The sequence below is a fragment of the Nonomuraea sp. NPDC049129 genome, from assembly GCF_040648495.1.
In the GTDB taxonomy this organism is placed as follows: Bacteria; Actinomycetota; Actinomycetes; order Streptosporangiales; family Streptosporangiaceae; genus Nonomuraea.
In genome coordinates this window covers 507386-519412 of record NZ_JBEZDU010000007.1, presented here as the reverse complement: position 1 = coordinate 519412, position 12027 = coordinate 507386, and the positions used below count along the sequence as shown (strand labels likewise).

Here is a 12027-nt window from a genome sequence, read left to right as displayed (position 1 = left end):
GACCGCATGGGCTTGGCCGGGCTCACTGCTTGACGTTGAAGACGAGCTCGACGCGGCGGTTTTTCGCCCGGTTCTGGGCGACGGGCTTGCCGTCGACGATGTTGGGCACCTTCGGGCGGCTCTCGCCGTACCCCTTCGCCTTGAGGTTCGCGTTGCCGCCGGTCAGCATGGCGCGCATGGCCTGCTGTACGGCCTGCGCCCGGCGCTGCGACAGCCTGACGTTGTAGGCGTCGGAGCCCTGGTCGTCGGTGTGCCCCTCGACCTTCACGACGCCCCCGGCGCCCTCCGCGTCGATCTTGCGCGCCACTTCCCTGAGCCGCTGTTTCGCCGCGGCGGTCAGCACCCACTTGTCCACCGCGAACAGCACATCGCTGGTGAGCGCGACCGTGACCTGCTCGCCCTGCTTGGTCTCGCTCTCGGTGCCGTCGAGCGACTCGACCTCGCCGATGATGTCCTCAACGGGAAGCACCAGATCCTCCACCGGGCCGGTGGCGTCGGCGGGCGGAGCGGGGGTCGGCGAAAGCAACAGGGCCAGCGCGACGCTAAGAGATCGGAACATCGGTGAACACGCCCATCATCGGCATCTCGACATTGATCTTCGTGACGTCCGGGGGCGGGGCGGCGAACACCGCGTAGAGCGTGGAGGCGTCGCCGCTGTCCAGGAACTGCCCCTGGGTGCCCGAGCAGACGCACTTCGCGTCTTCGCCCGTACCGTTGCGGGCGACGCGGTAGCGCTTGGCGTTGACCGGATCGATCAGGGAGACGGCCGACACCGTGAAATCGAGCGTGCCGCCGCCCATGCCGTTGTGCAGGTTGACCTTGCCATCGGTGGCGGTGACGGTCCAGTTGAGGCTGATCGTCCTGCCCTGCCGCTTGAGCGCGGTGATGTCGACGCGAGCCTTGCCGTACTGACCGCCCGCCCCGACCTTGACCTCCCGGCTCGCGATCACCTTGGCCTCCTGCGCGGGCGCGGTCGGCTGGGCTTCGGCCGGTGCGCTCCCCGTGGTGGCGGCCCGCTCGGGCTGCGCGGTCTGCCCCGTCTGCTCCTCGCCGCCGCCGCCCTGCTGGCCAGGGAGCATCCCGCAGCCGGTCAACGCGACGGCCGCGACAGCCAGCGCGATCGTCTTCCGCATGTTCTGATCACCTTCGCCGGTAGGGGTGGAACTCGTGGCCCCGAAGGTAGCCGGGCGACCTTCAGAATCCGCATAGTGGGCTAAATCCCCAGGCCACGACGCCTGTGCAGCTCTTGCGCCAGAAGCTCGACCTCGGCACTCGGGGGCTCACCGAAGCTGTCAGACTCTCCCATAACACGCGCAAGCCCATCAACAGCAGCATCGACCTCATCAAGGTCCAGGTGCGCTTTTATAAGGACAATCAGGGCTCTTGACGCGTTTCTCTGGTCACCGTGAGCCGTGAACATCACCTCGGCCTGGCTCGCCAGCCTGGCCGCCGCCTCCGGGTCTCCCTCGGCACTGGCGATGTCGGCCAGCACGAGCAGCCCGGCCGCCTCCGGCAGCCGGTCGCCCAGGCGCCGGTTGATCCTTATCCGCCGCTCGGCACAGTCGCGGGCCCGCGCGTAGCGATGGGCGCCGAGGTGCAGCCGGGCCAGGTCGAGCAGGGCTTCGGCGGCGCCGCGCGGGTCGCCCAACTCCTCGTACGCCTCCAGGCTGCGATCCACCAACCCCAGATCTCCGCGTACGACGCCCAACGCCCGGAGCGCGTCGGCGGTGCCGCGCCGGTCACCGGCCTCCTCGAAGACGTGCAGGCACCTGGCCAGCGCGCGTTCCGCCTCGGCCGGCCGCCGCTCCACCAGACCGAGCCGCAGCATGATCCGAGCCAGCTCCAGGCCCTCGACCAGCGGCTGAGCGGCCCTCAGCGCGGCGGCGGCCGACTCAGGACGGCCTTCCACCCGATGCAGATCGGCCAGAGCACGCAACAGCAGCGCCTCACCCTCCCGATGCCCGGCCGCCCGCGCCGCGTCCAGGCCGGTGGCAGTGGTGACGTGCCAGTCGTCGTGATGCGCGCCCAGCTCGAACAGCGGAGTCAGATAGAAGGCCAGCCGCCAGGCCGCCTCGTACAGACCGGCCCGGTAGAAGTCGCCCACGGTCGCCACGAGGAATCGACGTTCGGCACTCAGCCACCGAGCGTCGGCCCGCAACCGCCCGGTCTCCAACGCCCACCCACCTGTCAGCCCCCACCCACCCGCCACCCCGAGACCCGGCTCACCCGCCCAACCCGAACCAACATCCAGCCCACGCGGATGGGCATCCAGCCCTCGGTCTATTGCCCTACCCGAACCGGACCCCAGCGCCTGCTCGCCCAGCCACCCCGGACCGGTCGCCTGCGCCTGGTGGTCGGTGTGGGTCAGGGTGCGGCCTGAGCCGGGTTCGGCGGGGAGGAGGGCCGTCCTCGCGTGGCGGGTGCGGTCGAGGATCTCGCCCGCGATCCCAGCCAGTACCGCTGCGGGGCCTCCGTCCTCGACGGTCAGGCGTTCGGCGGCGTACAGCCGGGTCAGGTCGTGCCAGCCGTACCGCTCACCGCCGGACTCATCCAAGCCGAGCGACTGGAGCAGCCCCGCCTCGGCCAGCGGTTCCAGCTCGGCACCGAGCGCCCAGGACGCGAAGTCGGGCGCGGACAGCGCGCCCAGCCTGCGCAGCAGTCGCCGTTCGGAGTCGGCAAGCCCGTGGTAGCCGAGCGCCAGGCTGCCGCGTACGGCCAGGTCGCCCGCGCTCAGCTCGTCCAGTCGGCGCCGCTCATCGCCCAGCCGTCCGGCCAGATGGTCGAGGGTCCAGCCCGGCTTCCTGGCCAGGCGGGATCCGGCGATACGCAGGGCTAGCGGCAGACCACCGCAGAGCCGCACAATCCGGTCTGCGGCCTCAGGCTCGGCGCCGACCCGTTCGCGCCCCACCACCTCGGCGAGCATGGCCACGGCCTCGCCGGGTTCGAACACCCCCAGCTCGTACGCCCTGGCCGCCTCCAGCCCCGCCAACGGGGAACGGCTGGTCACCAGCGTCAGGCTGCCCGGACCGGTGGGGAGCAGCGGGCGTACCTGGGCCTCCTCCGTGGCGTCGTCGAGCACCACGAGCAGGCTGCGGGTCGCCGTCATGCCGCGATATAGCCGCACACGCTCCTCGAACGCGGCAGGCACGGCCCCGTCGGGACACTCCAGGGACCGGAGCAGGTCCTCCAGCACGGCGCCGGGCGGCCGGTCGCGGAGTGACGCGTAGAGACGACCGTCCGGGAGGTCGATCATGGTCGCGGCGCGAACAGCCACGGCGGACTTACCGCACCCCGGCGGCCCATGTAGGACGAGGTGCACGGGGGCGCCTCCTGGCGCAGGCACCCGGGCGACGATCCAGTCGAGAACAGCCCGGCGCCCTGTGAAGTCCGAAATATCCGGCGGTGCTTCGCTCTTCACCGGTACACGCTGCTGCGGTCCCTCGCTCGACAGCGCGCGCCGATGTGCCTCGACCAGTTCGGTGCCCGGTTCCAAGCCGAGCTCGTCCACCAGCATCCGGCGCGCCTCCTGGTAGGCCGCCAGCGCCTCCGCCCGCCGCCCGGCCTGGCGCAGCGCGTCGAGCAGGCGCGCCCAGACCCGCTCGCGCAGCGGGTACGCGCCGACGAGCGCCCGCAGCTCGCCGACCACCTCACCGCCCCTGCCCAGCCGCAGGTCCAGCTCCACACGTTCTTCGAGCGCGGTCAGGCGGAGCTCTTCCAGGGGTACGGCGTGCGTTCTGCGCAAGTATGAGGACTCGATATCGGCCATGGCGTCCCCTCGCCACAGCGCCAGCGCCGCCCGGAACCCCTCGGCCGCCGCTTCGACCCTGCCCGCCTCCCTCGCCCGCCTGGCCTCACTGACGAGCCGCTCGAACCGATGGCAGTCGACCGCATCCGGATCCACCTCGATCAGGTAGCCACCGGGCACGGTCCTGATGCCGTCGACGAGCTTGCGCAGCGCGCTGATGTACACCCGTATCACCGACTCCGCAGAGGCCGGCGGCCGGTCGTCCCAGACCACGACCATCAGCCGCTCGATCGGCACCACCCGCCCGGCGGAGACCAACAGCGCGGCCAACACCGCCCGATGCTTCGCCGGCCCCGGCCCAGCGCCCGGTACAGACGGTGGTCCCGGCTCCGGGTCCGGGTCGCTTTCGAGTCGCAGTGGTCCCAGCAGCCGGAACCGGAGGGGACCGCGCCCCTCTTCGCCGGGCAGCGCCGGGAATTTCGGCATTTGTGGGGCTTAGTCCTTCGTGCGGTCGATGGCGAACGACTCGAAGCGTACGCGCAGCGCCTCCCCGGCGTCCGGAGCCACCTGGACCCCGGCCGCCCCCGGCCCCAACGGATCACTCGCATCGGACGCCTCGGCGACGAGTTTCTCGTTCACCCACATCCGCAACCGCACCAAGCCCCCACCAGGGTCGGTGCCGCTGGGACCGGCACACTCGGCGACGATCCGGCCGCCCCTGGCCGCCGCACCACTCAGAGCCGCCGCACCACTCACGGCCGCTGGACCGTACAGAGTCGTGCCCTTCTGCCCGCTACGGCGCTTGACGATCGTGACCCGCCCCGAGCCGCTCACCCCGAACTCACGACCCCGGCGCCATGAATCGCACCGAGCGCGGTCGCGATGCCCACCGCCAGCGCTTCCAGGTCGGACCCGGACAAGGGCCCCTGTTCCCGTACGGCCTTCGCCAGATCCGGCCCTTTTACGTATTCGGTGACGAGATAGGCGACATCCCCATCCATCCCGGCATCCAGCACCGGAGCCGTACAGAATCTGGCCACCCGGCGAGCCGCGGCCACCTCGCGCTCGAACCGCCGCCGGAACGCGGGATCGCGGGCCAGCTCGGGATGGATCACTTTGATGGCGGCCAGTCCACCGGTGGGCGTGCCGGCGAGATGCACCTCACCCATGCCACCCCGGCCGAGCACCCGCCGCAGCGTGTACCCGCCTATGACCCGCTCGCCACTCATCGCAGACACACTAGCCAGGGTCAGCGCACATTCCCGAGGTCGCCCACCTCCAAGGCCAGCTCAGTCCGGGCCCGCGACCATGAGAAATGTCGTCAATGCGGTGAGTATGAGGAACACCACCCCGACCAGCACCAGGCCGACGGCCAGCAGCCGTTTCGGCGGGTCGGGCCGTTCCCCCGAGCGTTCCGAATCCCTTTCCACGGCCGACAAACTAACACCTGACAGCGATGGTGACAAATAATGTCAGGCAGCTCAGGCGGCCAAACCAAGAATGGCGAGTTTCTTTACCGAATTCAGCTTTCTCTAAAGCATTCAGCGCAAAAGAATGAACCGTTCGGAATGACAGCCGACCTAGTCCTGGGCGCTGCGGCCTTCCGTACGGGCGATGGCGATCGAGCCGGTCGAGCCGCGCAGGCCGAAGCCGTACCGATACTGCTGCCGCGCCTGCGGCGTCGCGAGCATGTCACCGATGGAGCCGGTGCCCAGCCGGCGCCATTTCCCGCCGCTCTCGGCATAGGAGGTGATTCTGTCGCCGGACAGCATCAGGGCGAAGCGGTCGCCCTGCTTGAGAGTCAGTGGCGTCGAGCCCGGGACGCTGACGAAGGCGCCGTCCATCTGGACTTCGAGCCCCGATTCCTTGCGGGTGTTGTTGTACCAGGCGGTCACATAGCTATTGCCGTTTTTCACCCACCCCACGAAAAGGCTGTCCTCCGGCTGCCCGGTGTTCGCGAACGTGCCCGCCGTCAGCACGCTGACGGCCGCACCGGCGGGTGGCAGACCGCTCTCCCCGGCGACCAGGCCGAAGAACGGCGCCGATCCGGTCCCGGTGAACCGGCCGCCCCCGGCCCTGATCGCGGGCATGGCCTCGTTGTTGTTCGGCTGGAAAGTGGCGTACTGCTGGGAGGTGTCCTTGCCGAACTGGTCGGCGACATCGAGGTGCGAGAACGTCGCGAGGTCGAAGGGCCCAGTCGGCTGTCCGCCGCCCGAGCCGCTGAGCCAGTGCGGCACGACCAGCACCGCAGCCGTCACGGCCGCCGCCGTGAGCACGGCGGCCACCGCGATCACCGCCCCTCGCGGACGCTTCCGGGATGACCTGGGATGTACGGCCCTGCCCGACGGCGAAGTCGGCCCGCGCTCCGGGTCCCCGCTGGACAGCGAGGCCGGTCCATGCTCCTGGCCCCCGCCGACGGGCCGGAACGCCGCTCCGCCCATCGGGCCCGCCTGGACGGCGCCCATCGGACCCGCCTGCGCGGCCGCGGGCGATGCCGAAGTCGATCACCACCGGCCCCTCCGGCGCGAGGATCACGTTGCCCGGTTTGAAGTCACGGTGCACGATCCCGGCCCGGTGGATCGAGGCCAGCGCGGTCAGCGTACTGACCGCCAGCCGCTCCAGCCCGCTGCCGGTACGCGGCCCGTCGTTCTTGACCAGCGCGTCGAGCGAGGGCCCAGGTACGTACTCGCTGATGATGTACGGCCGTTCGTCCACCATCCCCGTGCCGATGACCCGGGCCGTACAGAAGGCGGCGACGCTCGCCGCCACCTCCGCCTCGCGCAGGAACCGGCGCCGGATCTCGGGATCGGCCGCCAGCCGGGAGTGCAGCACCTTGATGGCCACCGGCGCCTGCCCCGGTGACTGCCCGAGATAGACCGTGCCCTGGCCACCCTCCCCCAGCACCGCCGAGATCCGATGGTCACCGATGCGTTCCGGCTCCTTGAAACCCAGCGCACGAGGAACCGTCACCGTCCACCCCGCTAAGATCGGATGATCCCCCAAAGCCGCGCCCAGGGTAACGTCCGCCCTCACACCGGCGTCGGAGAACACCGACATTTCCCGCTTTAAATCGGTTTTCCGCTTACCACCATTTCAGTACACTCGCCCGGAAACGTGGCGCGCATTGACGAGTGAGGGGAGCCGACCGTGCACAGCACCAGCAACAGCACCGCCTCGGTCATCCCCACGTCTCGCTACGAGGTGATCCTGGTGTCTTCGTCCGCCCGGCGTCGGCTGCGCGGCCGGCACTGGACGTCTCTGACGAACACCTGATCAGCCCTTTCCTTTCGGAATCGAACAAACATCGGGCGGTGTTCGTCCGGGAATCGCGCTGTCCTGTCTGAAGCGTCCCGAAGGGCCATGAGGCCGTGCGTACCGAACTGCACCGTCATCACACCGACTCGCTGAACGCCGTCCGCAACCTGGGCATCCTCGCCCACGTCGACGCCGGCAAGACCACCATCACCGAGCGGATCCTGTACCTCACCGGCGCCACCTACAAACGCGGCGAGGTACACGACGGCACGACCATCACCGACTTCGACTCCCAGGAGCGCGACCGTGGCATCACCATCTTCGCCGCGGCCGTGAGCTGCTCCTGGGACGGCCATCGGATCAATCTGATCGACACCCCGGGACACGTCGACTTCTCCGACGAGGTCGAGCGCTCGCTGCGGGTGCTCGACGGCGCGATCGCGGTGTTCGACGGCGTAGCGGGCGTCGAACCGCAGAGCGAGTCGGTGTGGCGGCAGGCCGACCGGTACGGGGTGCCGCGCATCGCCTTCGTCAACAAGCTGGACCGTGCCGGTGCCGACCTCGACACGGCGGTCGAGTCGATCCGCGAGCGGTTGCGCGTGGTCCCGCTGGTGCTCCACCTGCCGATCGGGCGGGAGGACGGCTTCACCGGAGTGGTCGATCTGCTGAGCATGCGGGCACTGGCCTGGCCCGGCAGTGGTGACCCGGTCGAGGAGGGCCCGATTCCGGACGGCCTGCGGGAAGAGGCGCACCGGCGCCGTCGGCTGCTCGAGGAGGCGGTGGCCGAGCTGCATCCATTCGCGTTGGAGGAGTTCTGCGCGGAGTCGGCGATCTCCGAGCGGACTCTCGCCGCCGCGCTGCGCGACCTGACCCGTACCGGTGAGGGGGTGGTGGTGTTGTGCGGATCGGCGTACCGCAACCGCGGCATCGAACCGCTCCTCGACGCCGCCGTGGCCTACCTGCCCTCGCCGCTGGACGTGCCGGCGGTACGCGGCACGCATGACGGCACCGAGCAGGAGCGTGCCGCCGACCCGGCGGCGCCGTTCGCCGCGCTGGTGTTCAAGGTGCAGTCGACCGCCACCGGCCGGCTGACGTACCTGCGGGTGTACTCGGGAACGATGCGGAGAGGAGACGCCGTGCTGGACACCGGCGCGGGGCGCACCGAGCGGATCGGCCGGATCCTACGGGTGCAGGCCGACCGGCACACCGAGGTGGACCGGGCGGCGGCCGGGGACATCGTCGCGGTGGTCGGGCTGAAGGCGGCCCGCACCGGCGCCACGCTGTGCGCGCCTGCGGCGCCGCTGCTCCTCGAACCGCCGACCGTGGCCGATCCGGTGGTCTCGGTGGCGGTCGAGGCCCGCAGGAGCACCGAGACCGACCGGTTGACGTCGGCGCTGGCCCGGCTGGTGGAGGAGGACCCTTCGCTGGTGGTACGCAGCGACGCCGAGACCGGTCAGACGGTGCTGTCGGGGCTGGGCGAGCTGCATCTGGAGGTCGCGGCAGAGAAGATCCGGCGCGCCCACGGGCTGGAGGTCGCCATCGGCCGGCCTCAGGTGGCTCACCGGGAGACGGTCGAGCGCGGAGTTTCCGGGTTCCTGTACCGGCACGTCAAGCAGGACGGCGGGGCGGGGCAGTTCGCGCACATCGTCCTCGATGTGGATCCGCTGGACGTCGCCGACGGCGTGGTGTTCCGCTCGACCGTCGTCGGCGGGCGGGTGCCGCGCGAGTACGTCCGGGCGGTGGAGGCCGGCTGCCGGGACGCCCTGGCAGACGGACCGCTCGGCGGCCACCCGGTGACCGGCCTGCGGATCACCCTGACCGACGGGGCCACCCATCCCAAGGACTCCTCGGAGATGGCGTTCCGTACGGCCGGCCGGCTCGGGCTGCGCGAGGCACTGCGCGCCAGCCTCCTGGTGCTGCTGGAGCCGGTGGTCGAGGTCACGGCCACGGTGCCGGACGACGCGGCCGGCGGGGTGCTCGGCGACCTGGCGGCCCGGCGCGGCCGGATCTCGGGCTCGACCGCGCGGGCGGGCACCGTGGTGATCACCGCGACCGTACCCCTGGCCGAGGTGTTCGGGTACGCGACCCGGCTGCGTAGCCGGACCCAGGGCCGGGGCACCTTCACCACCCGGGCCGCCGGCTACGCCCCGGCCCCGAGGCCGTCCCGGTAGACGATGGCCCCGTCCGCATTCGGACGGGGCCATCAGGACCTACGTTCCCGGGCGGAAGCGGCGCGGCGGGGTGTGGATGTCGAAGCTCAGCCGTGCCTGGGCCAGGACCGAGTGCGGCACGGTGTCCGGCGTGATCAGTCCGAGGCGTTCGAAGACCGGAAATCTCGCGGATCCGGCGATGAGATGCCCGGGGGCGCATCGGCGGATGCCAGATGCTTTGACGTGCTCCTCGCCCTGGAGAGGCGGGGATTCCCGTGCTGCTTACGCAGCAGTCCATGCCGCATAAGCAGCACGAGCTGTGGAACAGGATGCTTGACGCTTCACTGACCCGCCTACCGGCAAGTCTCCACGTCCTGTCACCGCCCGTCCGGCGGCCTCGTTGTACCGATGAATCCAGGAAGTGATCTCACCGCCAGCTTGGTTGGAAGGCTAGTCGCGCGCGCCGATCAGCTCGACCGGCCGCCTCCCGAGGACGAGACGGCCGGGCAGCGCCGTGGCCAGAAGGGCGAGGCCGGCCGCGGCGGCGATCACCGCGAGGTAGGTGAGCGGCGGGATGTGCGGCACCACCGAACCGGTCATGCCCATGCTGAACGCCGACAGCGTGACCAGCGCGATCGCCGTCCCGATGGTCACCGCGACGACGACCGCCGCCAGAGTCTCCAGCCTCAGCATCCGCAGCGCCTGCCGCCGCGTGGTGCCGACCAGGCGTAGCAGGGCGAGTTCCCGCGACCTCGACGACGTGGACATGGCGATGGTGTTGACCACGGCGATCGCCGTGAACGCGATGATCAGCCCCATCGCCACGTAATTCACCTCACTGTTGGCCCCGCCCGCCTCTGCCGCCTGGGCCCGGTCCAGTACGCCGACCCCCGGCACGGCCCGTTCCAGATCCGCCCGCGTCACCGATGGGGCCGCGACCAGCACGGTCCCGAGCGGGTCGTCCACGTGCCCGGCCACCAGCGCGTGGGAGAGCGTGAGTTCGCCGAATCCCAGCCCGCGCGAGTAGATCGCGACGACGCGCAGCTCGACGGGGGTGCCGTCACCCAGTGTCAGGTTGATCTTCGCGCCCGCCGAGACGCCGAGCCGCTCGGCCGCCGTCCGGCTGACCGCGACGGAGTCGTCGTCGAAGTCGTCGAGCGAACCGGAGACCACTCCCAGGTCCATGGTCCTGCCGAGCCCATCGGCGGTCACGGCTTGGGCGCCGTACTTGTCCAGGCCCACCCGTACGGAGGTACGCAGCACTTCGGTGACCGCCTCGACGCCCGGAAGCCGCCGGACGACCGCCGCCGTGCCGGAGGGTACGTGTGGGCCGAGGACGTGCTCCGCTCTGGTGCCCGCCGTCGCCTGCTCCTGGGCCGCGTACCCCATGGTCGTCTGTACGAACAGGATCGTGCAGGTCATCGCCACCATCAGGCTGAGCGGCGTGACGACCGAGCTCAGCCGCTTGGACGTGGCCCGCAGGCCGGCGGCGGCCAGGTACCCGCTCGTCCGGGCCGCGCGCAGCGGCACCCCGAGCAGGGCGGTCGCCACCTGCGCGAGCACCGGGCCGAGCAGGGCCACGGTGACCGTCCACACCAGCGCGGTGAGCAGGGTGACCGGGCCGGAGGCCGCCTCGCTCGACAGGGCCGACAGCACCAGCGTCAGCACAACGCCGCCTGCCCCGCACAACAAACCGGCGATCATTCTGCCCAAGGGGATGCGCGCCGTCGGCAACTCCGCCTCGCCGAGTGCCTCCACCGGGCGGATCCGTACGGCACGCCGAGCCGAGAGGTAAGCCGCCGCCCAGGCCGCCACCACGGCCGCGCCCAGCGCGGCGAGCAGCGGAAACGGACTGACCATCAGCCGCAGGTTGTCCGGCATCGCGCCCAGCGCGACGAACCTGGACCGCAACCAGAATCCCAGCCCGACCCCGGCCGCCGAGCCGAGTGTCCCGGCCACCACGCCGACCAGCAGCGCCTCGCCACCGAGCATCCCGCGCACCTGGCGGGGAGTGGCGGCGACGGCCCTGAGCAGGGCGATCTCCCGCTGGCGTTGCTGGGTGGACAGCGCGAACGTGCCGACCACGACGAGGATCGCCACCAGCAGCGAGGTCCCGCCGAGCGCGCCGCCCAGGCTGATCAGCTTCACCCGCGACTGCTCGGCGTCCAGGAACTCCACGGCACCGCGCTCGTCCCCGGTGTAGGCGAGCGCGCCCTTGACCACCCCGGACACGTCCGCCTGGGGAAAGACGCCGATCGCGGCCACCTGCCCCGGCCGTCCCGCCAGGCGCCGCGCCTCGGCGGTGGCGAAGAACAGCGTGTCCTGGCTCGGCAGGTCCTGGGCGGTGACACCGGTGACCAGGTACGTCCTGTCCCCGGCCGCCGTCCGCACGGGCACGCGCGCGCCCACGGAGAGCCCTGACGCGGCCTCCACGACCACCTCTCCCGCCGCCCTGGGCTCACGTCCCGTGCGCAACGTGTACGGAGTGAGCGCCGCCGACTCCCAGCCGTGCCCCTGGAACCGGCGGCCCGCGACGTAGGCGGGGAAGGTCACCTCGGCGACCACCCGCGACACCCCGGGGATCCGGCGCAACCGGTCGGCCAGGGCCGCGGGCACCCAGGCCCGCTCCGACAGCTGCTTGGCCTTGGTCTTGGTCTTAGTCTCGGAGGCGCGGACCGTCTGGCGGGCGAACCGGTCCCCGCTGACGATCACCGGGGCGCCCGCGTAACGTTCGGGCGCCACGCTGCCGCGCAGTCCCGTCTCCAGCAGCATGCCGCAGGCGCAGACCAGCGCGGCGGCGCAGAACAGGGCGACGAACGCCCCGGCGAAGGCGGCCTTGCGGTGCCGGAGCGTCTTCAGAGCCACAAAGATCATGGA

At 71.1% G+C, this 12027-nt stretch carries 10 protein-coding genes and 1 pseudogene; 2 read left to right on the top strand and 9 right to left on the bottom strand.

The annotated features are described in order from the left end of the window. Positions 1–22: 22 nt before the first annotated feature. The 8 genes and pseudogenes from AB0B64_RS25145 to AB0B64_RS25110 form a co-directional block, all read right to left on the bottom strand. Positions 23–559 (bottom strand): OmpA family protein, encoded by a 537-nt coding sequence (locus AB0B64_RS25145; protein WP_358179957.1) that lies wholly within the window; start codon positions 557–559, stop codon positions 23–25. Next, positions 543–1133 carry a hypothetical protein gene (locus AB0B64_RS25140; RefSeq protein ID WP_358179954.1) on the bottom strand — a complete coding sequence of 197 codons (591 nt, stop codon included), beginning with the start codon at positions 1131–1133 and terminating at the stop codon, positions 543–545. The genes AB0B64_RS25145 and AB0B64_RS25140 overlap by 17 nt, the downstream gene beginning before the upstream one ends. Before the next feature lie 80 nt (positions 1134–1213). Further along, on the bottom strand, positions 1214–4162 hold the full coding sequence (locus AB0B64_RS25135; RefSeq protein WP_358180078.1) for a BTAD domain-containing putative transcriptional regulator: 2949 nt from the start codon (positions 4160–4162) through the stop codon (positions 1214–1216). 78 nt (positions 4163–4240) lie between these two features. Next, complete coding sequence (locus AB0B64_RS25130; protein ID WP_358179951.1) at positions 4241–4579, bottom strand: hypothetical protein; 339 nt, start codon at positions 4577–4579, stop codon at positions 4241–4243. Beyond that, positions 4576–4974 carry a hypothetical protein gene (locus tag AB0B64_RS25125; protein WP_358179948.1) on the bottom strand — a complete coding sequence of 133 codons (399 nt, stop codon included), beginning with the start codon at positions 4972–4974 and terminating at the stop codon, positions 4576–4578. The genes AB0B64_RS25130 and AB0B64_RS25125 overlap by 4 nt, the downstream gene beginning before the upstream one ends. Positions 4975–5034: 60 nt before the next feature. Then, positions 5035–5175 (bottom strand): hypothetical protein, encoded by a 141-nt coding sequence (locus AB0B64_RS25120; protein ID WP_357949276.1) that lies wholly within the window; start codon positions 5173–5175, stop codon positions 5035–5037. A gap of 150 nt (positions 5176–5325) precedes the next feature. Next, positions 5326–6210 carry a hypothetical protein gene (locus tag AB0B64_RS25115; protein WP_357949510.1) on the bottom strand — a complete coding sequence of 295 codons (885 nt, stop codon included), beginning with the start codon at positions 6208–6210 and terminating at the stop codon, positions 5326–5328. A gap of 76 nt (positions 6211–6286) precedes the next feature. After that, positions 6287–6802 (bottom strand): annotated as a pseudogene (locus tag AB0B64_RS25110) (protein kinase); the annotation flags it as partial. Positions 6803–6892: 90 nt separating this feature from the next. Here AB0B64_RS25110 and AB0B64_RS25105 point away from each other — a divergent pair. Continuing rightward, positions 6893–7018 (top strand): hypothetical protein, encoded by a 126-nt coding sequence (locus tag AB0B64_RS25105; protein WP_357949273.1) that lies wholly within the window; start codon positions 6893–6895, stop codon positions 7016–7018. Positions 7019–7113: 95 nt separating this feature from the next. After that, complete coding sequence (gene fusA, locus AB0B64_RS25100; protein ID WP_357949270.1) at positions 7114–9171, top strand: elongation factor G; 2058 nt, start codon at positions 7114–7116, stop codon at positions 9169–9171. Positions 9172–9600: 429 nt separating this feature from the next. Here fusA and AB0B64_RS25095 read toward each other — a convergent pair whose 3' ends face one another. Further along, on the bottom strand, positions 9601–12024 hold the full coding sequence (locus AB0B64_RS25095; RefSeq protein WP_358179945.1) for an FtsX-like permease family protein: 2424 nt from the start codon (positions 12022–12024) through the stop codon (positions 9601–9603). Positions 12025–12027: the final 3 nt, after the last annotated feature.

Bases quoted from the DNA above. Each gene is read 5' to 3' on its own strand.
- AB0B64_RS25145 (WP_358179957.1), bottom strand. From the start codon at position 559: ATGTTCCGATCTCTTAGCGTCGCGCTGGCCCTGTTGCTTTCGCCGACC.
- AB0B64_RS25140 (WP_358179954.1), bottom strand. From the start codon at position 1,133: ATGCGGAAGACGATCGCGCTGGCTGTCGCGGCCGTCGCGTTGACCGGC.
- AB0B64_RS25125 (WP_358179948.1), bottom strand. From the start codon at position 4,974: ATGAGTGGCGAGCGGGTCATAGGCGGGTACACGCTGCGGCGGGTGCTC.
- AB0B64_RS25115 (WP_357949510.1), bottom strand. From the start codon at position 6,210: ATGGGCGCCGTCCAGGCGGGCCCGATGGGCGGAGCGGCGTTCCGGCCC.
- AB0B64_RS25095 (WP_358179945.1), bottom strand. From the start codon at position 12,024: ATGATCTTTGTGGCTCTGAAGACGCTCCGGCACCGCAAGGCCGCCTTC.